Here is a 25,263-nt window from a genome sequence, read left to right as displayed (position 1 = left end):
TTCTCACTCCCAGAAATAGTTTTGGCTGCTATTGTCTAATATACCATTCATGAATTTCATTTCGTGTTTATTTGAATTACATTAGGATTTTTTTACAATTATTTTTCTGTTGCACTTCAATTACATTTCAATTACAAAAACTAAAAAAGCTTTCAATCAAAAAAAGAAAGCCTTTGTTTATGTTCATAACCTAAAGTTGTGCTATTTAATTCTCTCTTTCATATGCATGAAAAAAGCCCTATTTCTAGGGCATTAGATTATCAGAAGACATGGGTAAAAATTTAATACTTACATCATTGGAATATGTTTTTGTGACTTTCTGGTAATAATCTCTTATTCTTTTTTCAATTTTAGACAACCCATCCTTCTTAGCATTTGCTAACATGACAATTATCTGTGTATCGTTCCAAGAAGTAAAAACATCACCTTTTCTTAATGTTTTTTCCAAAACTTCTAACATGGACTTAGTATTTCTACTTAATTCATCGGTTTTGCTTACATCTTTATCTGACTTTAAAGTTATAAGACTCATATACCCTATATTTTCATCTCTTGTACTCCTTCTCTTCTCAACATTATACAAGAATTTGAAATAATCTAAGTCACAAAATAGCGCTCCTTCTGCTGGACCTTCTTCGAGTTTGATTTTTATATTATTTATATCAGTTTCTCCTTGCTCATCATAGTATCTCTGTATTTTTCTGTGTATTTCCCTAAGACCAGGGGAAGATTTAACACCTGTCTCCTTGCTCAACAGTGAGGATATATACTCATAATGGCTCATGGCACTTTTTATTTGTCCTATCCTAAGCATTGTTTCCATCAAACATATGTGAATGCTTTCTTCATAAGGTTCAATTATTATTGCTTTTTCACATAATTCTATTATTTTATTATGCTCATCCTTTTTCTTATATAATTCAATCAGTTTAAGCAATGTTTTTATGTATAACCGCCTATAGTGATTTCTTACTGGAACCAACCATACTTCATAGGAATTTTCCGAAAGGTATGGACCCTTGTAAATTTCTAGAGCTTGTCCATATAGATCTATTGCCTCATCAATATCATCATCTTCTTTTTGCCCTGCCCTATCGATTAATTCTTCAAACTCGACAATATCTAAAACTGCACATTCTCCAACTTCAAAGCAATAGTAACCATTTATAAAGGTTATATTAAAATATTTAGAATCATCAGCGCCTTTGGGAAGAAATTTTTTGATCAATTGTCTAAGTCTAAAAATCTGGGTACGCAACATATTTTTAGGATCATTAGATTCCTGATCTTTCCATAAATTGTCTATTATTACCTCAGGCAGAAGCTTCCTATTTCTGAAAGTTATAAAGTACTGAAGCAATTTATATAACTTATAGGACCTTTTAGTCTCTTTTAGTAAAGATTCTTCTCCAAAAAATATATCAAAATCACCCAGTGTTTTTATATTTAGATTCATGGAAACCTTCCCTCCATTACTACTTGGCATAAAAAGGCAATTACCATAACTATTATAACCTATTATACCATGTTAAGGTAAAAAATGAATTATTCAATACTGATTCGCAATTTTAATAAATGCTACTTATAGCAAAATTTGTGATATAAGGGTACATTTTCATACATATTAATATTATATAGCATTAAATTTTATAAAATGCAAACTATTTTCGCCAAAAAAAGGGTTATTTTCTCTATGTTATATTTTGATATTGCATTTTTGTCATCATAATTAATATTATAAAAGCATAATAATAGGACACGGGATATTACCGTGTCCTATATACTATTTTATCTTTGTCCCTTCCTTAATATTAGCATTGGGCGAAAGTATAACCTTTTCACCTTCTTGAAGTCCTTTAGTTACTTCAATCATATCATCACTTTCCAAACCTTTTTCTATCTGCCTAAGCCTTGCTGTTCCATCATCATTTATAAAGATATAGTTGTTTCCTCCCTGCTCAAAGACAGCTTTTTCTTCTATCAGCAAGGTATTCTGAGAACTTGCAGTAATAATTTTTATATCCATATCATAGCCTGGTCTTAACTCATCTATTTCTTCATCTATACTTATTTCTATCCTGATTCTTTTTTGCTCTATACCTAAATCTGAGATTTTACTGAAAGCTTGAGGATGAATCTTTATTACCGTTCCTCTTACATCTCTAATATCTAAGTCTTCATTGCTGATGAATACCTGTGAGCCTTCCCTCACATCGGCCATATCATCTACCAGAATATCGCTGACAAGATACATCTCATCATATCTGCCTATTTGAAAAACCATGGCTCCCATGGAGACTATGCTGCCTTCCGGTGCTTCCGCCACAAGCACAATTCCATCTATAGGAGATTTTATTATATAATCCTTTTGTTTGCTTCTTAGATGGTTTATCTGAATCTTAAGCTCATCCATTTTAGCCACAAACTGCTTCTCAATATTAGGGGAGAATCCTTCCTGCGCTGCTGCCATAGCAGCCTTTGCCGCTTCCAGATTTGCTTCCGCAGAGGCCAAGGCAGCTACAGAGCTTTCATATGTATCTTTACTTATACCTCCTGCATCATAAAGTTTTTTGTTGTTCTCCATGATCCTATAAGCCTCATCATAGGCTATCTGAGCTGTTCTTACCTTAGCTTCTAATACTTGTAAATCCCATTGGTTTAACCCCTTTCTTGCCTCTTCCAACTGTGCTTCGATGGATTGCTTTTGAAGTTCCATGGATCTGATCTGAAGCTTGAGATCCTCATCCTGTATTTTCAACAGTACATCTCCTGCTTTTACCTCATCTCCTACATCTACAGATGAAAAAGTTACAACTCCGCTTTGCCATGCATATATATCTGCTTTATTTTTCAATTCCACTGTTGCCTTTTCTTCAATGTATTCATCTATATTACCTCTTTTTACTTCTGCCATTTCAACATCAACAACGCTGTTTTTTGTCATATACATATATACCATTACAACTGCAATTACTAATATTACTCCTATCCAGATGAACTTTTTCTTACCTCTCATATGCTCCCCCCTATGAAATGCGACTCTTCAGCGCATCAATGAAATTAATATTATGAATCTTCTTCAATGCTGCCAATTGAGCTATTGATACAAACAAAACAGTGGATAAACCAGCCAATATAAATATTCTTGTAGTGATAATCATGGGCAGGGAATAAATCTCCGTATTGAAAGCATCTGCAATACTATATATCATACCTGTTCCCATTGGTATTCCAAGTAATATTGAAATAACTGTAATCACAAAGTTCTCCTTAGCCAGCATCCAGAATATTTCCCTTTTATCAAAGCCCATTACCCTAAGGGCTGCCAGCTCCATACGTCTCTCAGAGATGCTTATTATTGTAGAGTTATATATAAGAGCAAATCCCAAGATTCCGCCAAACAATATCATTATATTTATGCTGAGAAGCATTACATCCATATATTCTTCAAAGGCTTTTGTCATATCTTCTCTTGAGTTTACGAAAGATATGTTTCTTATATCTTCCAGCTTGGTCTTCACATCATCCTTTGAAGCCACTGATATGGCGGTTATCATGTTTTTTTCTGTCAACTTCTCTCTCATATGTTCAATATCCATATAGGCATTTACTCCAAGATATTGTTTGATGACTTCTTTTACTTCAAAATACATATCATCCTTGCCGGGTATGAAATTTCTCACCCTTACATAATCGCCCTTCTTTACATTCAACGCTTTTGCCATATATTCTGTGATAAATATACCCTTATAGGGCAAAATTACTTCTTCATCATACTCATTTCTAAACTCATAAAACATGGTATTTCTAGGTACACCTACTATATTGGCATTCAACTTCTTCAATCCGTTACTTATTTCGAAAGGATACTCAACCCTTGGCTCCAATTTGCCAACCTTGAGCAGTCCCTTAACATCATATATGACATTTTCATTCATAGGCTTAGCTAGGCCAATTATATAATCCATCTTCTGAAACTTACCGTACTGTATGTAAAACATACCTGTGGCATTATCCCACATGAATATTGGAATTGTATTTATGGCGAATGCCATGGCCAAACCCATAACAAGAAATACAAATCTTCTCTTAGTCCTCATTATATTTCTTATTACCATTTTCCAACTAAATGACAACCTGGACCAAATAAAAGATATGTTCTCTATGAAAATATGCTTTCCTGACTTTGGCGGTTCCGGTCTCATTGAATCTGCAGGCATGATGCCCAATACACGCCTTGCTCCCATAAATCCTGAAACCATGCAGAATAGACTTGTGAGAACTATGGAATATATTATGTATATATAATGAATTTCTACTTTTAAAAGAGGTATTTCAAAAAACATGGCATATATTTCCGACATGGCACCTGCAATAACAAGTCCTACTATTATGCCTAAGACTGAACCGGTTATTCCTATGATCAATGCATATTTGAGATAATGGAGTAAAACCTGTCCATTACTGTATCCCAAGGCCTTCAGCACTCCTATAGACATTCTGTCGTTGCTCACTATCCTTGATAGTACTATGACTATTATAATCCCTGCTACTATAAGGAAAAGTACAGGTATAGCTGCTGCCATAATATCCAGCCCCAAAAGCTCCTGACTCAGAATTTTATTGCTTAACTGATCCTCTCTCTTTACTATTCTTTTCACACCATATTTATCAAGCCTTTCCTCCAGCTTCCTTGCTATATCATCAATCATATCCTCATCCTTGACTCTGATAAGGAGTTCATTATAGCTGCCTCCAAATCCATAAACAGACTGGGCAAACTCTTCGGCAACATAAGCTACTCCAAATCTCTCATTTGCAGGCATCATAGTCTGCTCGTTTTCCATAAGATAAACAAATTCAGAGCTGGATGCTACGTCAGCAACTTTCAAACTGTGTTCCCTTCCATTGATATACGGTTGGATAATATCCCCCGGCTTTATATTTCTGGCTTGGGCAAACTGTCTGATGAGTATGGTTTTTCCTTGGTTTAATCCGTCCATGGTTTCACCTGGATATAATCTGTTGACTTTACCTCCCCCTTCCGGCATAGAGATAATTCTTATTGTAACTTTTTCACCTTTATCATCAATTTTTAAAGGAACATCAAAGGATATTCTTCCTTGAACATCTGTTACTCCTTCCATGGATTCAATCTCATTCAATGCGTTCTGGGGTATCCTCATAAGTTGAACATGGATATGACTCAGCTTTGATTCTTCATAATAATAATCGATGGCATTTCTCATGTTTACAGCAGTGGTGCTGAAGGATATGAAAATACTAAGCCCGACCATTATTATTATAACTACAGATATAAACTGTCCCTTTGAAGCCTTTATCATTCGCAACAGTCTTAAATCAAGCTTTTTCATCACCATTCAATCCTTTCAGGGGGTATGGGCTCCGGGTTTACCTTAATCTCAGTTATTTTACCGCTTCTCATCTTTATGACCCTATCGGCCATGTCTCCTACAGCCATATTATGGGTTATGACTACAACGGTTTTATTCAACTTTTTATTAATCTTTCTCAGAAGAGCCAGTATGAGTATGCCTGTCTTAAAGTCCAAGGCTCCTGTGGGTTCGTCGCATAGTATCAGCAAAGGATTCTTTGCTACAGCCCTTGCAATAGCTACTCTCTGCTGTTCACCACCGCTCATCTGGGACGGGAAATGATTCTTCCTTTCTGAAAGGTCTACTTCTGCCATTACTTCATCTATGTCCATAGTATCTTTGCAGATCTCTGCAGCCAGCTCCACATTTTCCCTGGCTGTGAGATTGGCCATTAGATTATAGAATTGAAAAACAAAGCCTACCTTGTCTCTCCGATATGCAGTAAGCTTTGTGTCATTGTATTTGGTTATTTCTTCTTCAGCAATCAGGACTCTGCCACTGGTAGGCAGGTCCATGCCTCCCATAATGTTTAAAAGGGTGCTTTTGCCTGAGCCGCTGGGTCCCAATATGACCACAAACTCACCTTCGTATATTTCAAAGCTCACATCATCCAATGCTTTGACTTGAACCTCACCCATTTGATAAACCTTGCTGAGGTTTTCCACCTTTATCTGCGGAGTTCTTTCCATAGACAATCCCCCCTATCACTGATGTATGGAATTGTTTGCTAATATAATTGTACTGTAGTGATGCAGCAAATACAACAAGTGTTGCGTAGCTTAGGGTATTTCTTATTCAGTCTCTGGTCGCCAGTCTCTAGTGTTAGGGTATTCCTTATATGTCTTGTTACGGGTTGCGAGTTACGGGTTACTAGTTGCTAGGGTAGGGAGCTGGATGACAATTATTGTATCTAGGTAAGCTTAAGTATGTGCATATTAGATATGTGCACTTTAGTATCCTTGAGTGGTTTAAAAAAGAACCACAGTGTTAATCCGTGGTTCTCTTCCCCTATTTACTCATTAGCTTTACTATATTATAAAGCAGACTGGTGCCGAAGCCTATACCGCCTTTGGGGCAGTAAGGAAGATCCTCATGGGTCCAGTTGGTACCAGCTATATCTATATGAAGCCAGGGTTTATCCTCTACAAATTCCTGTATAAATAGGCCTCCTAAGATAGTGCCTCCACCAACAGTGGTCCCTATAGCACTGTTTTTCAGATCTGCTATGCTGGAGTTCAATACATGCCTAAGCTCCTTGTCTGCCGGAAGCCTCCAAACCTTCTCACAGGCAATCTCGGAAGCCTCTTGAGCAAATCTCACCAATTCCTCATCATTGGAGATTATTCCTGCCGTTTTGTTCCCCAAAGCCATCTTTACTGCTCCTGTCAATGTGGCTATATCGATAACCTTAGTCACCTTCTGCTCTCTAATGGCGTAAGTTATGGCATCTGCCAGGGTAAGCCTGCCCTCTGCATCCGAGTTGTTCATCTCTATATACTTGCCTGACATGGACTTAAGTATATCTCCAGGCAAATAGGCCTCTCCAGATATTCTGTTTTCACAGGCAGCGATGACACCTACCACATTTGCCTTCAATCCCATTTTTGCTATGGCTCTTATGGCTCCTATAACTGCTGCAGCTCCGCTCATATCTCCGTGCATGGTATGCAAAGAAGCAGATGGTTTGAGGCAATATCCGCCGCTGTCATACATAACGCCTTTGCCAATAAGCCCTATTATATCCTCATTGTCTTTGTCACCAAAATATTTCATAACAATTACCTTAGGGCTGTTTACAGAGCCTTTTCCCACTGCCAGGAAAGCATTCATACCTAATTCCTCTGCTTCAGGCTTATGTATAATCATGACCTCAATATTGCATTCTTCTCCCACATTCTTTGCCTCCTCTGCCAGCTGAGCAGGAGTCATAAAAGCAGGCGGCTGGTTTATCAAATCCCTGGCCAGTATGGTGCTTTCTGCACAAACCTTGGCCTCTGCAAGAGCTTCGTCGAACCTGTCATAGGTAGTGTCGAATTCAACTCTTTCAATAGTGCTGGGCTTTACTTCCGATTTGTACTCATTGAATTCATAATCCGCCAACAAAGTTCCTTCACATATCTTTTCCACCACATCATAATCCTCTATGTACTCTTTGGCATTATCAAGGACCACTCTGATGATTCTTGCCTTCATTTTCTTGCATGCAGAATAAGCCTTTGAAAAGGCTATAAATGAGGATCTGTTGTTGATTTCATCCTTATTTCCAAGACCAACAAGTACTATGTTTTGAATTCTTCCCTTTGTCAGCATTGAGAGTTTGTATATTTCTGCCTCTTCTCCTTTAAAAAACCCGCCTTCCACTGCAGCATTAACTATTTCTTTAGCTTCTTCTGGTACTGATGTTGTAAGATTCAATTCCCTTCCAAAAGGAATTATCAATGCATCATAATTGGAATTCTTTTCAGTAAATTTTATAAGTTCCATCTGTATTCTTTGCCCTCCTTTTAATCTGTCTTTTACCGCACTTGGAATATTTTTACTTTCATAAAACTCATTGTTAGTATTATATCACTCAACAATTCATTATCAAATAACAAAAACTATTCATTACTCAATGTGATTTAATTAATTATTATAAGAAAGGCTTCCTATGGCTTCATGGTCAATACCGTCAATTTTCTCCTTTAACCTTATTGGATTATCATAGAAAAATAATGCCATCATTCTTTTGCTTCCGTATATAAATTCAAACTCAACATATTTATTCTCAGCCTTATATACAAGGTATACCTTTCTTCTAAGTAATGGTCTACTGTCACCCTTTACTATATAAGCTTTTAGAAATTCTATGTTTTTCCCATTGAGTTTATTCTTTATGATCTCCTCAGCGATTCTTTTATGATCATCTATGTTTTTCAAGTCAGTTTCTGGTGAAACTCCCACCTCTTCTATTTGACCACTGTAAAATGTATCTACAAATTCTACCTTGCCAGTATATACATTAACTTTAGAAAAGTACATCCAAAAAATCTTTCCCTGTTCCATTAGAATATCTATATTTTTCGGTTGAAATACAATGCCCCAATATTTTTCCTTCTTATATTCATCCTTAATAAATTGAGACTTAACATCCATATTGTCAAGTTCTACATCAAATATTCTTTCAATAGTGCTTTTAGCCGACTTTATAGCTTCTTCTTCTGTAATTCTAATGTCTGTATTGCCCATTTCATTATGTATATATGCTTCCCAGAATTTAGCCAAGGCTTTATCAAGTTTTTCCTGAAAATCTATGATTTGTAGCAGTTGTTCATCTGTCATTTCTTCTTCAGGGTAATAATATGTTTCATTATGGGGATTAAAATATGGTTTTTCAAAGTTTTCTCCTATTGGCAATGTCTTTTTACTCTTAATAGTCCCTGCTCTGAACTTCTTTCTCAACTCTATCATTCTGTTTGATTCAGATTCACTAAGCTCTCGATTTTGCTGTGATGTCAATAATGTAGACTTTTCTAATAACAAAACTATCTCATCAAAAGCCTTTTCTTCTTCCTCTGTCATAGTTATAATATCTTCTTTAACCTCATTCTGTTTTTTATCCAATACTAAATCTTGAATTATAGATGATCTAACTTCTACATTGTTAGCACCCTTCACCATACCATTAATTTGAAATTTCTCTGCTAACACAGGAAAAGCAATTGCTGATATTAGTAATAGCATTACTACAGTAATTATTGGTATTGATTTATGATTCTTAATGTTCTTCATTTCTATAACACCTCTTTTTTTCTATAACAATAATACTGTTATTTTATTAAGATGTTATAAAGTTGTAATAGAGTTGTAAATTTAAATGGATTTTAATGAAACATATATTGTAGTACCTATATCTTTTTGACTTTCCACTTCTATGCTTCCATCATGCAGCTCAACAATCTTTTTGCATAAACTTAAACCCAAACCAGCCCCTCGATAAATTGCAGATCTATTTTTATCTGCTTTATAAAAAGGTTGGAAAATGTTAGACAGATCCTTGCTATCAATTCCTTGACCTTCATCGGATACTTTAATAATGTTTTTGTCATCCTTGGAATAAATATCAACTTCAATCCTGCTATTATATTTGGAAGCATTTATTGAATTATCGACTAAATTAGTCAACAAAACCAGGATTAACTGTTCATCGCCATAAAAATAATCTGCTTGAATATTTACTTTAAGATCAATATTCATCTCTTTTAATCTTTGAAACTCTATTCTCCTTATTGTATTAAATACTTCATATGAATTTAATTTTACTATGTTTAAACTTTCCTTCTTTAAAGTCATTAAAGCGAACATTTTATCGCCTAGCTGTTTCAAACGGTTTGCTTCTTCATTAATATGAGTAAGTGCAACAAGTTTATCTTCTTCACTGGCATTTGCTCGCATGAGATATTCACTAAATCCTTGAATGCTTGTAAGAGGTGTTCTCATTTCGTGTGTTAAATTATCCAATAACCATTGTTTTTGAATGGAGCTCTCTTTTATGGTTTCCATATTTTCATTTAGTAAATCCAGCATTATATTAAACTTCGTACTAAGTTCTCCTACTTCATCATTGTCTATAATGGGTATCCTTTCATTAGAATTTTCAATTATTATCTCATCTGTCTTGTGGATTAAGTTATCTAAGGGTTTAAATAGCCTGCTGATTATTAGCATTAGAACAATTGCCAATATTATTGAAAGAAGAAGATATATCTTTATAAAGAAGCTGTTCCAATTTTTTTGCAGATCATATATATCTTGAAAGCTTTTCTTGAAAACAAGGGAAATACTTTCAAAAGGCTCACTAAATATACTTTGAATTATAATGTTTCCTTCTTCAGTATCAATGAAAACATTATTCTCCATATTATCATCACTATAGTCTAAGCTAATATCTTGGCTTATATAATATTTTTTGTATATCTCAATAATTGAAATCAAAGTATCCTTGTTATATATTCCACCTCTTGCCTGTAAATCTTTTGCATAGTTTTCAATGCTGTTCATAATAAAATTCATTTCATTTTTAGCTGTTTTTATTTCTCTCTGGATAAATAACGAATTATATTGATTTATAGCAATACCAGCTACGATATTTATAGTAACTATAAAAAATAATACTGTTATTAAAATTAACTTATACTTTATCTTCATTGGCTTACCTCAAGTCTATATCCCATTTTATAAACAGTTTTAATAACATCGTCAAAACCTAACTTCTTTCGAAGTTTCATAATATGTACATCAACTGTTCTGGTATCTCCTTCAAAATCATATCCCCAGACAACTTCTAACAGCTTTTCTCTGGATAAAGCTATATTCCTATTTATTACAAGTGTTTCTAATAAATTATATTCTAAAATAGTTAAATCAACCTCTTGTCCTGATTTCAATACTTTATGCTCCCTAAGCCTGATTTCTACATCCTTAATTATTATATTTTCATTAACATCAAAATTTTTTAGTGCAACCTTAACTCTTGCGATTAGCTCTAACATCTCAAAAGGTTTCACTATATAATCAAAAGCTCCAAGGTTAAAAGCCTCCAACTTATCATTTAATCCTCCCTTTGCGGTGATTAAGATTACTTTGGTATTTTCACATGTGTTTTGTTTCAATAAATCAATACCGCTAATTCCCGGAAGCATAATATCAAGTAATATCAAGTCATATCTGCTATTCTTAATCATTTCTGCAGCCGCATTACCATCAAATGCCTTTTCGCACTCATATCCAATGATGGAAAGGTTCATTGCTATTAAATCATTTATAGACTTGTCATCTTCCACAATTAGAATTTTTGCCATACATTATTCCCCTTTATCAAAATAAGCCATTAAATCCAAAATATATTACTTATCATTATATCATATAGAAGTAAATCCCCTCCTCATCTATAGCAGGATTTTAAAAAGTAAGAAAAAAAGTAAGGCGATTGCCTTACCCTTGATAATTAATCCTGTGATTCCATGGCTTCTTTTTTATATTTAAAATAACATTTGGGACAAAGGGATTCATAGTCTATGTTTCCTACGCTTTCTATGGCTACCTGCTCACCTTCGAAAACAAATTTGCCGTTTATCTTTCTTCCGTTTAACATAGCCTTTTTGCCGCATTTGCATATGGTTTTCAATTCTTCTATGCTATGAGCCAGAAGCAGAAGTCTGGCGCTGCCTTCAAAGCCTTCCATTCGAAAATCTGTCCTGAGACCGTAACATATGACAGGTATGTCCAATTGGCAAGCGATCATGAAAAGCTGATCTATTTGATAGGCCTTCAGAAACTGCACCTCATCTACCAACAGACAGTGAAGCTGTCCATTGTTTTTTATCCATTCATCAATGAGATCATAAATATTATCATCCTTATGTATTAGATAGTCTGCCTTTCGTGTCACGCCCAGCCTTGATACCAGCAAATCTCCTCCCTTTGTATCCGTCATGGGCTTTAGTATAAGAACTCTCATGCCCCTTTCTTCATAGTTGTGGGCAACCTGAAGCAAATTGGTGGATTTGCCGCTGTTCATTGCTCCATACCGGAAGTATAGTTTGCTCATTTGTTTCCCTCCAAAGTGAGACACTAAGAACCGTCCCTGATGTCTCACTAAAAAGTGAGACACTAAGAACCGTCACCGATGTCTCAGTTTAAAAAAAATTGAGGTTAAAGCTGATACTCTAACCTCATATTCTTATTCTTCTGTCTGTTCCTCATTAAGATTATATTTCTTCTTAAATCTATCAACTCTACCACCGGTATCAACAAACTTCTGTTTTCCAGTAAAGAATGGGTGACATTTTGAACAAATTTCAACCTTTATTTCTTTTTTAACAGAACCTGTTGTAAAAGTCTCACCACAAGCACATCTTACAACTGCTTCACCGTAATTAGGATGAATGCCCTCTTTCACATTACTCACCTCTTTCTGATGAACTATATCAATTGTATTATTTACGAATTTCAACTTTTACATTATAGCATAATATATATACTATGGCAAATATATTTTTAGCCAATTTGCAAGCCTTTTGTATTGATTACATATTTTGACACGGAATCCGGGGTTCGTGACTCATACTATGACCCATAGGAATACCCAATGCTTGGTTATCTCATAAGTTGCTTTCTGATAAACTCTACAAATTCTTCATTGGTCTTTGTTCTTTGCATGAAGTTGATTATCGAATCTGCTACTTCTGCTGTGTTACCGCTGCTTAAGGACTTTCTCATGCTGAGTACACTTTCGTATTCCTTTGGAGTCAGAAGATCCTCTTCTCTTCTTGTTCCCGACTTATTCATATCTATAGCTGGGAATATTCTCTTCTCCGATAGTCTTCTATCCAAGTGAATTTCCATATTGCCCGTACCCTTGAATTCTTCATATATCACATCATCCATTCTACTTCCCGTATCTACCAAAGCTGTTGCCAATATGGTGAGACTGCCGCCTTCTTCAATGTTTCTAGCTGCACCGAAGAACTTCTTAGGCTTATATAATGCTCCTGGGTCCAAACCTCCGGATAGGGTTCTGCCTGTAGGTGCAATAGTGAGATTATACGCTCTTGCAAGCCTTGTTATGCTATCTAAAAGCACAACTACATCCTTTTTCTGCTCAACAAGCCTCTTGGCTCTTTCCAGAACAATCTCAGCCACTTTGCAATGGTGCTCAGGCATCTCATCAAAGGTAGAGTATATAACATCTCCCTTGATAGATCTCTTCATATCTGTAACTTCTTCCGGTCTCTCGTCTATCAAAAGCACAATCAATTCTATATCGGGATAATTTGTTGTTATGCTATTGGCGATTTTTTTCAAAAGAATTGTCTTTCCTGCTTTAGGTGGGGAAACAATCATTCCTCTTTGACCCTTTCCAATCGGTGCCAATAAATCGATCAGTCTTGTAGAAAGGTCCTTTGGGTCACATTCCATAACCAACTTTTCCTTAGGATATATGGGGGTCAAATCTTCAAAATCTGGCCTCTTAATAACCGTTTCCGGATCATCTCCGTTTACGCCCTGTACATAAAGCAATGCTTGGAATTTCTCGCCTTCCTTAGCAGCTCTCGTTATACCTGTAATTCTATCCCCTGTTCTCAGATTAAACCTTCTGATCTGCGAAGGAGAGATGTATATATCTCTGTCTCCAGATTGATAGTTATCAGACCTCAGGAAGCCAAAGCCTTCTGGATGTACTTCCAGTATGCCGTCAGCTCTTCCGCCCTTTTCCACATCCTTAAATTCCAGAAACTTCCTTTCTTCTTCGCTTAAAGCCTTATCCTCTTCTTGAGCCTTTTCTTCCTCCTCAGCGGTTTGCTTTTCTTCTGCTGCAGGCTTTGTCTCTTTAATTTCTTGGGGAATCTCAGTTTGTTTTTCTTTCGTTTCTTTTGCCTCGTATACCTCTTTTGCTTCTTTTACTTCTTCTAATGTCTTATCTTCTGCCTTAGGGATTCCTTGGGCTACTCTTGCAGCTTCTATCATGTTCAGTATTTCTTTTACAAGTTCTTCCTTCTTCAGCTTATAGTAGCTCTTAATGCCCATTGCCTTAGCCATTTCCCTAAGCTCAGTAAGATTCTTTTTCATTAATTCCTCCAATAAATCACCTCCTTTAAATGATATGACAATTATTTCTCACACTTATGCATACTTGATATATTGAGGTTTCTTAGAAAGATTATGAGTAGCCTCTACAAATCTTATGGTACCTGTCTTTGATCTCATTACTACAGAATCGGTAACTGCAACATTGTTTTCTAAGAAAAGAACTCCCTTCAACAATTCTCCGTCGGATATGCCTGTTGCAGCGAAGAATACATCGTCCCCTTTTACTAAATCGTCAAGATAAAGAACTTTGTTTATATCGCATATACCCATGGTTTTGCATCTTTCTCTTTCCTCATCAGTCATAGGATATAATCTGCCTTGGAATTCACCGCCCATGCATTTTAATGCTGCGGCTGCTATTACTCCTTCCGGTGCTCCGCCTATACCCATGAGCACATCTACACCAGTTTTTTCAAAGCAGGTGGCAATGGCTGCTGCTACGTCACCATCTCTGAATAACTTTATACGGCAACCTATCCTTCTTATTTCCTTCACCAAGTCCTCATGTCTTTCTCTATCCAGCATGGTGACAGTGACCTCTTTAATATCCTTATTTAAGGCTTTTGCTATATTTCTCAGGTTCTGCTCCACCGGTGCATTGATGTCGATTACTCCTTTGGCTTTTGGTCCTACGGCTATCTTATCCATGTACATATCCGGAGCATGAAGCAAACAGCCTCTTTCTGCAACGGCTATGACAGAAATAGCATTTGGCAAACCTTTAGCCACTGAGTTTGTTCCATCTAAAGGATCAACCGCAATATCCACCTTTACATCATCGGGACCTCTTCTTCCCAATTCTTCTCCTATGTACAGCATTGGGGCCTCATCCATTTCTCCTTCTCCGATTACCACTACGCCATCGATGTTCAGCGTATCGAACATCTTTCTCATGCCATCTACTGCTGCCTGATCAGCGGCATTTTTATCGCCTCTTCCCATCCATCGTGCACTTGCTATGGCTGCTACTTCTGTAACTCTAACAAGACCTAAAGCCAAATCTCTATCTATCAAGATTGAAACCTCCTTTAACTATTATAATCAAAAATGACATATTGAGGGAGTTTTTTTATCTCCCTCTTTTTAAACTCTCGTTCAACTTTTCCCAATCTGCTAAGAATTTATTTATACCTATATCTGTGAGAGGATGTGAAATCATCTTTTTGATTACATCGAAAGGTACTGTGCTGATATGAGCTCCTGCCAGTGCAGCTTCGGTAACATGCATTGGGTGTCTTATGCTGGCGGCTATTATTTCACAATTCATCTGATATATATGAAAAACCTTTGCAATATCCCTGATAATATCCATGCCATTTTGTCCTACATCATCAACCCTTCCGGCAAATGGGCTTACATAGGAAGCTCCTGCTCTGGCAGCCAACAGCGCCTGGTTAACCGAAAATATCAGAGTTACATTGGTTTTTATTCCCTCATTCTTAAGTATCTTTACGGCTTTTAAGCCTTCTTCACACATGGGTATCTTTATTACAATGTTTTCGTGTATCTTTGATAGTTCAATAGCCTCCGGCACCATCTCCTCGGCTTTCATGCTTATGACTTCAGCACTGATGGGACCATCTACAATTTCGGCTATTTCAGCCACAACTTGTTTAAAATCCCTTCCTTCCTTTGCAATCAGTGAAGGGTTCGTAGTTACACCAGAAATTATGCCCATTTCATTAGCTCTTCTGATCTCCTCCACATTTGCGGTATCAATGAAAAGCTTCATATAATAATTACCTCCATATATTTGAGCCATGAGTTATGAACTATGAACTATGAGCTATGATATCATAATACTTTCCCGTTTGATCAGGCTTCGGTCGCTAGTAGCTGGCAGACCAGAGCCTGACCTAACGGTAACACTCTATCACTGGCAATCCAAATCCCATAACTCACAACACGTTTACATATTACTCAATGCTTCTATTAGTTCCTGCATGTCTTTTTCCCTCTTTGCAGTTAAGTTTCTTATGGGTTCTTGACCACCTATGAAGGCTATGTCACAGAAACTTGAGGGGCAGCTTAAAATTTTAACTTTTTCCGAAGGTAGTGATTTCCATGTATAAATGAATTTATGATCCTTACCGCAAATAAGGCAAGGGATAAGCACATGGAAGGTTTTGAAATCGCGGCTTTTAACCTTCGCTGCCACCTCTCCGCATTCACACTTTATGCAAACTTGCTTCCCATTTTTCATTTGAAAAAAACTCATGTCTTCAATAATAGATTTGCCGCACTTATTGCATCTCACCGAGATGCTGATATTTGAATCAAATACCATTCCATATCCCCCCTTCCTTATTATTTCTACAATTTTTCTTTACATCCTTCTACTTTTTGGTTAATCCCAAAATTTCCCTTGCTTCATCTGGTGTAGCAACTTCTCTTCCGCATTCTTTTGCTATCCTTGCGATTCTTGCTACCAGCTGGGCATTGGATTCTGCTAATACTCCCTTGCTGTAATATATGTTGTCTTCAAAACCTACTCTCACATGTCCACCCATTACAATGGCCATAACTGCCAATGGAAGTTCATACCTTCCTATTCCTGCTACAGTCCATGTGCTGCCTTGAGGTATGCTGTTCACTAAATACATTAAATCTCTAGGCTCTCCCATGATGGCTCCTGGAACACCCATTACAAAGTCAAAATGTAGTGGAGTCTTCAAAAGTCCCTTCTTAACCAATCTTAATGCGTTGTCGATCATTCCTCTTTCGAATATCTCTATCTCGGGCTTTACACCATTCTCCAGCATGGTCTTTGCAAATTTTTCCATGTATTCCTCTGTATTCATGAATACATCAGATCCGAAGTTGCAAGTACCTGCAGTCAAGGATGCCATTTCCGGCTTCAAAAGCACAGGTTGTATTCTTTCCTCTGCAGTATGCCATACAGCACCACCGGTAGATGGCTGGAAAATTATATTGCACTTTGCTGCAATCTTTTCCTTGATTTCTCTATATACTTCCTTATCCTGGGTAGGTGTACCGTCTGATTTTCTCGCATGAACATGAACCATAGCTGCTCCTGCTTTATATGCCTCATAAGCAGCTTCTGCTATTTCATCCGGCGTGATGGGCAGATTTGGCTGTTGTTCTCTGGTAACCTCTGCCCCGGTTAAGGCAGCTGTTATTATAAGTTTATCCATTTTTTGTACCTCCTATAATAATTACATATTCTCAGTCCAGAAAAAATATATCCATCTGAACATTAGATAATGTTATTTCCTTTGTTTGTCCTTTGGCACAACACAAGTTCCGCTGGCCCTGCAGACAACTATAGGGGTCTCTAAAACTTCTGCAGCTGAATCATTTATATCTGGTCTTGACTGAATAACCTTTCTGGCTTCAAACTTCATTTTCCTTGAAGTATTGCCTACTTTTTCAATATATCCCTCTGCTTCTATGTAATCACCGGCATATACAGGAGCTAAGAACTCTACACTGTCATAGGCACAGAAAAGACCTTCATCTCCATCATTTCTAATCAATAGCTCTGTAGCCACGTCTCCAAAAAGTCCCAGCATTCTTGCACCATCTACAAGATTTCCGCCGTAATGGGCATCATGGGCGCTCATCCTTAATCTGATAATAGCTTTTTCCATTTGATTACCTCCTAAAAGTATATATTATACATAAGTCTGTATTTAAACATATATCTCAATAGATTTTACATCTATATGAGCCATATATATATTCAATAAATTTTTCATTTATCCTTTATTTTTATGGTATTTTCCATAATAAAAATACTTTACAGTATTCTGATTAATATCCCAGCATACTCTTTATCCCAGCCATCAACATCTTTGCCTTATCCTCCGCTGCTTTCAGCGAAAGATCTGAAACTCCAATATAAATCTTAAGTTTAGGCTCTGTACCTGAAGGTCTCATGGCAAACCAATCATTGCCTTCAAGTACAAAATACAGTACATTATCTTTGGGGAGTTTTACAGGTCCTTCATAAGTCAGGTAATCTCTCATTTCACAAACCTTCATACCTGCTATGGATTTTGGAGGGTTATTCCTCATGACATCCATCATATTGGTTATGGCCATGGCTCCTTCCTTACCTTTTAACACAATTGACAAAAGCTCCTCTCTATGATAGCCATATTCTTCATAAAGCTTCATCAAAGCATCATAAAGGGTCATGCCCTGCTTTTTATAGAAGGCTGCCATTTCAGATATGAGCATGGAAGCTATAACTGCATCCTTATCTCTTACAAAGTTCCCAGTAAGATATCCATAGCTTTCCTCATAACCAAACACAAAACTTCTTCCGCCCTTGTCCCCTAGTTCCTTTATCTGCTGGGCTATATACTTGAATCCTGTCAAGGTGGATATGGTTTCTATGCCATAACTGGAAGCAATCTTCTCCGTCATTCTTCCCGTTACTATGGTATCTACGAAAAAGCTGTCCTTCTTCAACATACCTTTTTTCTTAAGAGAACTGAAAATATAATGGGCCAATAAAACCCCTGTCTGGTTGCCGGAAAGTTTATAGTATTCATCTTCTGCTTTTTTTACCATTACACCTACCCTGTCACAATCCGGATCCGTTGCCAAAATCAAATCAGCATCTACCTTTTTTGCCAACTTCAATGCAAGGTTGAAGCTTTCTTCCTCCTCAGGGTTGGGATATTCCACTGTAGGGAAGGATCCATCAGGCTTCTCCTGCTCCGGTACCACATGTACATTCTCAAATCCCATCTCTTTCAATACTCTTCTTACAGGCATATTTCCTGAACCATGGAGAGGAGTATACACTATTGCAATATCCTTGACTTCTTTTATTACTTCTGGATTCAGGCTCAATGATTTCACTTTGTCAAAATACTTCCTGTCTAGCTCTTCCCCTATCATATGAAAATTATGAAAATCCTCCAATGAACAACCATCAAGGCATTGTATCCCTGAAAAATCAGATATGCTGTTGATTTCATCCATAAGCTCCTCTGCTACCGGTGATACAATCTGCCCTCCATCTTTCCAATAAACCTTGTATCCATTGTATTCGGGAGGATTATGGCTGGCAGTTATTACTATGCCTGCCGTGGATTTTGTCTCTCTAACCGCAAAGGACAGCTCCGGCGTTGGCCTTAAATCTTCGAAAAGATATACCTTTATCCCGCTGGACAACAGTACTGCTGCGGCTTCTCTGGCAAACTCCCTTGAAAAATGTCTGGAATCATGAGCTATTACCACCGATGGCTCATTTTCCTCCTGTTTCAATATATAATTGGCAAGACCCTTGGTAGCTTTTGCAACAGTATACTTGTTCATCCTGTTGGTACCTGCTCCTATTATTCCTCTAAGACCTCCTGTACCGAAGTGCAAATCTTTATAAAAACGATCTTCTATTTCCTTTTCATCATTTATGATATCCCTTAACTCTTTTTTGGTAGCTTCATCAAAATATTCTCCATTCAGCCATTCCTCATATCTCCTCCTATAATCCATAGATATCCCTCCTGAATTTCTATCGTCTTAATATCACGTTTTCTGAATAGCCAATGTGAACCGTTTCTTAATATATATAGTATACTTTTTTAAAGGAAAATAAAACCTCTGCAGTATTAACTACAGAGGTTTCAATTTTATATGGATTTTACTGATTGATTATCACTATCTGGGCTGTTATAGCTTCCAAATCCTCTGTTCCTATAAGGTTGATTATTTGCCCCGGAGACAATGCATTTGCTGTAAGGGTGTTTAAAGACAAATCTGTTACTTTTACATTATGGATGTATACCTTTTTCTCTTTGCTTATTCCTTCCTTATCATTCACATACACATACATAATGCCGTTTAGCCCATCTATTTCCTTAATGATTGCTGTCGTATTCACAGGCATTGATACATCTATGGTAGAAATTCTATCTATGACTCCCGATAGAGCCCTTATTTCGACATATTGTCCAGGCCTCAATGAATACACATCAGAAAGCTGACCATCGATGATAATATTTTCCCTCATCAAATCTTCAGGTATGGTATATTCCACCATTTCCTTGTTTTCATTTTCAAGCAGTATTTTAGGTTGAGAACCTCTCTTATATGTAATGGTATCTATAATCCCCCTGTCAGTCTTCTCAACTCCTGTATTATTGTCATCAGATATGGTGTTGTCAGTAGGTGCGACGCCAGCCTGTCCGTTGTTGCCAGTCACTGAAGGGGTTTCATTTATGGCTGTGCCTGTATTCTGATTATCAATATTCTCTTCAGATGAACCGGAAGTATCTGTGCTTACATTTGTTTTCACATATTCATTGCTTGCAATATCAATCATTTTTGCAAACATGGCACGGGTTGCCGGATTGCTAGGATTAAATTTTCCCTCTTGATCACCTTTGCTATCTATGGCACCTATCTTGATCATGTATGCAACATATTTATGATACAAAGATGGAATTTGAAGAGCATCCTTGTAAATAAGAACCGGCAAATTTTTTGAGTTTTCGTCATTAACTCCCAAAGCTCTTCCTAAATATATGCATATATCCAGTTTAGTCGCATTAGGCGTGGCGCTCATTTGACTTAAGTCAAACTCACTCTGAAGCAACTGCTTTTCAAGGGCATAAGCCACTTCTTTTCTATAATCCGATGGTACATTATATTTATCTAATACGCTCTTATGCTTTGCTACGATACTATCTAAATCCATGATATCTGTGCCCATCATTTTGGCAACAGACTTTATAGCGGAATACTTGGTAACTACCACATCAGGACTGAAGCTGTCCTTTGCAAGTCCTGTCATCAATCCTTTATCATAAACACTTATAATATGGGTTTTTGCCCAGTTATTTTCGATATCTTTAAAAGGAGTATCCGCATATGCCATTGATACAGTGCTTAAAAAAATCGTTGCTGCTGTTAATACTGCTGCCATCTTCTTGTACATGAAAATAATCCCTCCTATGTTTTTTTGGTTGCGGTTTTCGAGTTTCAAGTTACAAATTTCGTGTATAACTAATTCTTCCTCCTACTGCGTTGCTTTTTTTGATATTCCTATACCGTCCTTCCACAAAGACAAATGTTTAGCCTTGATTCTGGCTTCTGTCCACTGGCCTCAGTTATTCCAGGTACCCTTCAATGACTTAGCATAGGCCCCATACCCAGTTCAAAAATAGAGACCAAAGACTAACGACCAGTAGCCAGTGACCACCCCCATAGGAATACCCTATAGCATCATAACTCATAGTTCATAGCTCAACTATATATTTATTCTCCCTCACCTTCCACTTTTCCTTCTTTCTTTTCCAATAACTACAACTTTTACATTTTTGTTTCGTCAAAATTAAAGAGTTGCCCCAAGGCTGGTTTACATATATACTAAATGATAGAAAGTTATATAGTTTTTGACGATGTTTCCAGGAGAAAAGTTCTTAAATTCGACAATGGAGGAGGAAAAAGATGAAAAAATTAAAATTGACAGCGCTATTGATGGCAATAGTACTTTTTTCAGGAAGCATACTATCCATCAATAGCTACGCAGACACCATAAGCAAAGAAGCAAAAGCCTGTGAAGCGTTAGGCATATTAATTGGCTCTGATGCTGATTCAGGTGTTACCTCTGAATATCTGTCCACAACTCCCTCTAGGCTTACATCCCTCATAATATTTTTGAGGATCAAAGGTTTAGAAGGAGAAGCTCTAACCTACAATAGCGAAAATAACTTCGCAGATGCTAATGATCTAAAGTGGGTAGTAGGAAGAAACTACCTTGCCTATGCAAAGGACAACCCTGATCTTGGCTGGATTGGCAACTCTGAAGGAAAATTTTTGCCCAATAAAGAAATCGATGCCAAAGCCTTTTATAAAGTCATGCTGGAAACCCTAGGCTATAAGCAGGATTTGGATTTTACATATGATGATACATTGAAATTTGCTGAAAGCATAAAATTAATATCAAGCGCTTCCAGCATGAGCAAAATGACAAGCTTTACAGTAGATGATGTGGCGAAAGCCATATACAGCACCCTTAACACAAAACCAAAGGGCGAAACAAAAAGGCTTATTACTCTTATGGTAGAAAAGGGCATATTAGACGAAAAGAAGGTTGTAGCCGCAGGTTTTGAAATCGACATAACACCTGTTAAGGTAGTATCCTTTGATAGAATATCCAACAATAGGCTTGTACTTGAGCTGGATCAGGAAATTCCTATCACTACCGATGACATAAGCATACATTCTGAAAATGGAAATAAAGAAGTAAATGTGACAGATGTAGCTATGATCAACAACAAGGCTTATATAACCACTGCCGATGTAACTCCCTTTGCTGCCTATGAGCTGTCTATAAACATGAATACTCCTGTAAACGGCATGGCAATCAAAAATTACAATGTGAAATATGTATCTCTTCCTAAAGATACAGAAAGACCTAAAGCTACAGTAGAAATCGTAAGCAACAATATTATAAAAATAATATTTAATGAAGAAGTTCAAAAATCTTATGCAGAAGATGTAAGCAACTATTTAATAGAAAATGATCTTCCTGTATATAGTGCAGAACTAGACTCTTCGGGCAAAATTGTTACTCTAACCACTGCACCTCAAAAAGAGGGTTATAGATATTGGCTTTCTGTCAGCAATATAAAAGACATATCAGGAAACACCATGGAACCAATAACTGGAAAAGATTTCAGAGGTATGCCTAAAGACATGACAAAACCATATGTTCTCCAGGCAAAATCTGAAAGCATCAGCAGTGTTCTGGTAAAATTCAGTGAACCTTTGAACAAAATAACTGCCGAAAGAGTAGAAAACTATATAGTTGAAGGAAATGCCATAAGCATCATACAAGCCATACTGGATGAAGAAAGTAATACAGTTACATTGATTACATCAGAGCAGACTCCAGGTGCAGCATACAGAATGACAATTAGGAATATAGCAGACTTGGCAGGCAATGCTATGTATGATGTGACAACAAGCTTTACGGGAGCCGGCTCTGGCTCATCACGCTCAACAATATCAGTGGTAACAATATCAAGCAACGAATTAGAAGTTAAATTTGACAGGAAACTTGATAAGACCTCCGCAGAAAACGTCGAAAACTATTTGATAGATAATGATATAAAAGTGACACGTGCTATATTAGATGGAAGTGGAAAAATAGTAACTCTTATTACAGAAGATCAAACCGTTGGTAAAAAATACAGATTAGAAATCAACAATATCCAAGATGCATATGGCAACAACATGGATTATTTCACAACCTATTTCAGTGGAAAAGCAAAGGATACGACTCCATTGACCTACAAAGTAAAAAGCGGTAAAAATTCTATAATTATAACCTTCAATAAAAGAGTTAATAAAGAAACCGCTGAAGATGTATTCAATTATGAACTCGATAGCAGTCTTGGATATGCAGCTAAAGCCACCTTGGATATGGATAACACAGGAAAGACAGTAACACTTTTGACCAAACCTCAGGAAAGTGGCAAAGTATACAGCATAAAGGTAAATAATGTTACTGACCTATCAGGTCAAGCCATAGGAACAGAAGATAAGGTTGCCAAAAAATACTTCATCGGCTATGGCGGATCAGACCCAGGAAACCTGAATCTCCAAGCCATGAACGCCTTGGACATGAGCACCATAGACATATTCTTCGATAATGAACTGACTGATGAAGAACTGAAAAATCTTGAAATATCAATATTGACTGAAGACGGCAAAAACTACGATAGACCAAAAGGATTAGAATATCAGAAGTATTTCTCTGCAGATAAATCTACAGTAAGAGTCCAATTCAAGACTGATGATTCTAACAATCCTGAATTATTTAAAGCCGGCAGAATATATGAAGTAAGAGTATCAAACTTAGACAGGCTTAATGAAAACGGTGAAGCTAATATTAAGGCTTTTGCCGGAACAAACCAGAAAAATGAAGCTCCATATATAACAAATGCCTACGCTGTAAACAGCACAGCTGTAGAAGTAACTTTCTCTGAGCCGGTAAGAGGTATAAGTCCGTCCCAGTTCAACATCAACGGAATAAGAATAACAGATACATCTGTAAAAACTGATGAAATAACTACATCCGCTACCTTATACTTAAACTCCAGTACTCCTTTAAAGGATGATACCGATTATAAGATATCCGTAAAAAGTGGCATCAAAGATGCGGCAGGTTACAACTCCATAGTGACTTCAGGAAGTTATTCATATGTAGAATTTGAAGGTACCTCTACAAAGAATCAGGCTCCGCAGCTTGAAGATGTTATAGCAATAGATAAGTACACAGTAATGGTGACCTTTACTGAACCAGTTAAACTTCCATCAGCATCATCCGGATTCACCATTAAAAGAACAACCAGTGGAGGACCATCAATAGTTGTATCAGGAGTTGTGCTTTCTGATGACAAGAAAACTGCTACAGTTTATCTGAACTCAGCCAATGGAGCCTTGACCTCAGATTATGACTATACTATGACTCTAAGTTCAAATATTACGGACCTGCAAGGCTTGGCCCTTGACTCAGACAGCCGTAAAATCGAATTCACCGGAAGCGATGTAGAACTGTCACCTTTTGAAATAATGGCTCAATCCATAAGCTATGACAACAAGGTAATAACATTGATAGCTAACAAGCCATTTAAGAATACCAATATCAACATGAACTGTTTCGAAATATCCGGAGCCTATTACACAAAGAGTTCTTCTGACTCCATTGAAGTATACGACAGAACCATCAAGATTAACTTAAGAAATGCTTTAAGAAAAGATGATGTAGTCAAAATCAAACTGACCAGTGCAGGCAAATCATCTATAAAGGATATGAACAATCAAAGCTTGGACATGGATGAAATCGAACTGGTTACCAATAAGTAAGAAAGACTTTTATGAAAAATAAAAAGAAATTTATATTTCCGACATTATGAAAATAAAAGCGCAGTCACCTGCGCTTTTATTTCTATCTCATAAGTTATTTAGCAGTTCTTTTAACAGCAAGCTGAACGATATTCAATTCTCCTTTAAGCTCATCCATTATTTCCTTATGTTGCCTTTCATTTATTTCTGCATGAGCCTCAATGGCTTCAAAAGCTTCTGACAGCTTATCATCCATAACCTCAAGCTTCATCTCTATTCTATCCAATCTTCCCTCGGTACCTTTCTTGAAGCTCATCATATCAGTTTTGAAATCTGTCATATCATCTTTGAAGCTCATCATATCAGCCCTGAAATCTGTCATATCATCCTTGAAACCCAACATATC

At 36.8% G+C, this 25,263-nt stretch carries 19 protein-coding genes and 1 pseudogene; 1 reads left to right on the top strand and 19 read right to left on the bottom strand.

The genetic code is table 11. The features are described 5' to 3' along the window. Positions 1–244: 244 nt before the first annotated feature. From BUB48_RS03205 to BUB48_RS03120, 18 genes are all read right to left on the bottom strand, one after another. A complete protein-coding gene (locus BUB48_RS03205; RefSeq protein WP_073024483.1) occupies positions 245–1,456 on the bottom strand; it encodes a BTAD domain-containing putative transcriptional regulator in 1,212 nt (403 codons plus the stop codon). A gap of 327 nt (positions 1,457–1,783) precedes the next feature. Next, positions 1,784–3,016 carry an efflux RND transporter periplasmic adaptor subunit gene (locus BUB48_RS03200; protein WP_073024481.1) on the bottom strand — a complete coding sequence of 411 codons (1,233 nt, stop codon included), beginning with the start codon at positions 3,014–3,016 and terminating at the stop codon, positions 1,784–1,786. Between the two features lie 10 nt (positions 3,017–3,026). Then, a complete protein-coding gene (locus tag BUB48_RS03195) occupies positions 3,027–5,375 on the bottom strand; it encodes an ABC transporter permease (protein ID WP_073024479.1) in 2,349 nt (782 codons plus the stop codon). Further along, complete coding sequence (locus tag BUB48_RS03190) at positions 5,375–6,085, bottom strand: ABC transporter ATP-binding protein (RefSeq protein WP_073024477.1); 711 nt, start codon at positions 6,083–6,085, stop codon at positions 5,375–5,377. The genes BUB48_RS03195 and BUB48_RS03190 overlap by 1 nt, the downstream gene beginning before the upstream one ends. Before the next feature lie 319 nt (positions 6,086–6,404). Next, positions 6,405–7,880, bottom strand: a complete 1,476-nt coding sequence (locus BUB48_RS03185; protein ID WP_073024475.1) for a leucyl aminopeptidase — start codon at positions 7,878–7,880, stop codon at positions 6,405–6,407. A 141-nt stretch (positions 7,881–8,021) separates the two neighbouring features. After that, a complete protein-coding gene (locus BUB48_RS03180) occupies positions 8,022–9,167 on the bottom strand; it encodes a hypothetical protein (RefSeq protein WP_073024474.1) in 1,146 nt (381 codons plus the stop codon). Positions 9,168–9,248: 81 nt separating this feature from the next. After that, positions 9,249–10,583, bottom strand: coding sequence for a sensor histidine kinase (locus BUB48_RS03175; protein ID WP_073024473.1), 1,335 nt, complete (start codon positions 10,581–10,583; stop codon positions 9,249–9,251). Further along, entirely contained in the window at positions 10,580–11,236 is a 657-nt protein-coding gene (locus BUB48_RS03170) for a response regulator transcription factor (RefSeq protein ID WP_073024472.1), read from the bottom strand. The genes BUB48_RS03175 and BUB48_RS03170 overlap by 4 nt, the downstream gene beginning before the upstream one ends. A gap of 146 nt (positions 11,237–11,382) precedes the next feature. Next, positions 11,383–11,985, bottom strand: a complete 603-nt coding sequence (locus tag BUB48_RS03165) for a thymidine kinase (protein ID WP_073024470.1) — start codon at positions 11,983–11,985, stop codon at positions 11,383–11,385. A 132-nt stretch (positions 11,986–12,117) separates the two neighbouring features. Then, complete coding sequence (gene rpmE, locus BUB48_RS03160) at positions 12,118–12,336, bottom strand: 50S ribosomal protein L31 (RefSeq protein WP_073024468.1); 219 nt, start codon at positions 12,334–12,336, stop codon at positions 12,118–12,120. A gap of 197 nt (positions 12,337–12,533) precedes the next feature. Further along, on the bottom strand, positions 12,534–14,006 hold the full coding sequence (gene rho, locus BUB48_RS03155; RefSeq protein ID WP_073024518.1) for a transcription termination factor Rho: 1,473 nt from the start codon (positions 14,004–14,006) through the stop codon (positions 12,534–12,536). A gap of 54 nt (positions 14,007–14,060) precedes the next feature. Then, positions 14,061–15,038 carry a class II fructose-bisphosphatase gene (glpX, locus tag BUB48_RS03150; RefSeq protein WP_073024516.1) on the bottom strand — a complete coding sequence of 326 codons (978 nt, stop codon included), beginning with the start codon at positions 15,036–15,038 and terminating at the stop codon, positions 14,061–14,063. A gap of 58 nt (positions 15,039–15,096) precedes the next feature. Then, entirely contained in the window at positions 15,097–15,759 is a 663-nt protein-coding gene (gene fsa, locus BUB48_RS03145) for a fructose-6-phosphate aldolase (protein WP_073024466.1), read from the bottom strand. A gap of 177 nt (positions 15,760–15,936) precedes the next feature. Further along, complete coding sequence (locus BUB48_RS03140) at positions 15,937–16,314, bottom strand: hypothetical protein (RefSeq protein WP_073024464.1); 378 nt, start codon at positions 16,312–16,314, stop codon at positions 15,937–15,939. 49 nt (positions 16,315–16,363) lie between these two features. Continuing rightward, the gene (gene kce / locus BUB48_RS03135) at positions 16,364–17,182 is read right to left on the bottom strand and encodes a 3-keto-5-aminohexanoate cleavage enzyme (protein WP_073024462.1); all 819 of its coding nucleotides are present in this window, start codon (positions 17,180–17,182) and stop codon (positions 16,364–16,366) included. Positions 17,183–17,254: 72 nt separating this feature from the next. After that, entirely contained in the window at positions 17,255–17,638 is a 384-nt protein-coding gene (gene kal, locus BUB48_RS03130; protein ID WP_073024460.1) for a 3-aminobutyryl-CoA ammonia lyase, read from the bottom strand. A gap of 163 nt (positions 17,639–17,801) precedes the next feature. Beyond that, positions 17,802–19,496 (bottom strand): phospho-sugar mutase, encoded by a 1,695-nt coding sequence (locus BUB48_RS03125; protein ID WP_073024458.1) that lies wholly within the window; start codon positions 19,494–19,496, stop codon positions 17,802–17,804. 148 nt (positions 19,497–19,644) lie between these two features. Next, entirely contained in the window at positions 19,645–20,940 is a 1,296-nt protein-coding gene (locus tag BUB48_RS03120) for an S-layer homology domain-containing protein (RefSeq protein ID WP_073024456.1), read from the bottom strand. 512 nt (positions 20,941–21,452) lie between these two features. On the opposite strand from BUB48_RS03120, the gene BUB48_RS03115 reads away from it, so the two are divergent. Continuing rightward, on the top strand, positions 21,453–24,878 hold the full coding sequence (locus tag BUB48_RS03115) for an Ig-like domain-containing protein (protein ID WP_073024454.1): 3,426 nt from the start codon (positions 21,453–21,455) through the stop codon (positions 24,876–24,878). A gap of 94 nt (positions 24,879–24,972) precedes the next feature. Here the strand turns inward: BUB48_RS03115 and BUB48_RS03110 are convergent. Then, positions 24,973–25,263, bottom strand: a pseudogene (locus BUB48_RS03110) (hypothetical protein); the annotation flags it as partial.

The sequence above is a fragment of the Lutispora thermophila DSM 19022 genome (assembly GCF_900142105.1).
In the GTDB taxonomy this organism is placed as follows: domain Bacteria; phylum Bacillota; class Clostridia; order Lutisporales; family Lutisporaceae; genus Lutispora; species Lutispora thermophila.
This window is presented reverse-complemented; position numbering and strand designations above follow the sequence as displayed.

Coding starts and splice junctions, on each gene's coding strand:
- BUB48_RS03185 (WP_073024475.1), bottom strand. CDS start 7,880: ATGGAACTTATAAAATTTACTGAAAAGAATTCCAATTATGATGCATTG.
- kce (WP_073024462.1), bottom strand. CDS start 17,182: ATGGATAAACTTATAATAACAGCTGCCTTAACCGGGGCAGAGGTTACC.
- BUB48_RS03200 (WP_073024481.1), bottom strand. CDS start 3,016: ATGAGAGGTAAGAAAAAGTTCATCTGGATAGGAGTAATATTAGTAATT.
- BUB48_RS03180 (WP_073024474.1), bottom strand. CDS start 9,167: ATGAAGAACATTAAGAATCATAAATCAATACCAATAATTACTGTAGTA.
- BUB48_RS03190 (WP_073024477.1), bottom strand. CDS start 6,085: ATGGAAAGAACTCCGCAGATAAAGGTGGAAAACCTCAGCAAGGTTTAT.
- BUB48_RS03170 (WP_073024472.1), bottom strand. CDS start 11,236: ATGGCAAAAATTCTAATTGTGGAAGATGACAAGTCTATAAATGATTTA.
- fsa (WP_073024466.1), bottom strand. CDS start 15,759: ATGAAGCTTTTCATTGATACCGCAAATGTGGAGGAGATCAGAAGAGCT.
- BUB48_RS03175 (WP_073024473.1), bottom strand. CDS start 10,583: ATGAAGATAAAGTATAAGTTAATTTTAATAACAGTATTATTTTTTATA.
- BUB48_RS03120 (WP_073024456.1), bottom strand. CDS start 20,940: ATGTACAAGAAGATGGCAGCAGTATTAACAGCAGCAACGATTTTTTTA.
- BUB48_RS03140 (WP_073024464.1), bottom strand. CDS start 16,314: ATGGTATTTGATTCAAATATCAGCATCTCGGTGAGATGCAATAAGTGC.
- BUB48_RS03205 (WP_073024483.1), bottom strand. CDS start 1,456: ATGAATCTAAATATAAAAACACTGGGTGATTTTGATATATTTTTTGGA.
- BUB48_RS03115 (WP_073024454.1), top strand. CDS start 21,453: ATGAAAAAATTAAAATTGACAGCGCTATTGATGGCAATAGTACTTTTT.
- BUB48_RS03195 (WP_073024479.1), bottom strand. CDS start 5,375: ATGAAAAAGCTTGATTTAAGACTGTTGCGAATGATAAAGGCTTCAAAG.
- rho (WP_073024518.1), bottom strand. CDS start 14,006: ATGAAAAAGAATCTTACTGAGCTTAGGGAAATGGCTAAGGCAATGGGC.
- BUB48_RS03165 (WP_073024470.1), bottom strand. CDS start 11,985: ATGAGCAAACTATACTTCCGGTATGGAGCAATGAACAGCGGCAAATCC.
- kal (WP_073024460.1), bottom strand. CDS start 17,638: ATGGAAAAAGCTATTATCAGATTAAGGATGAGCGCCCATGATGCCCAT.
- BUB48_RS03125 (WP_073024458.1), bottom strand. CDS start 19,496: ATGGATTATAGGAGGAGATATGAGGAATGGCTGAATGGAGAATATTTT.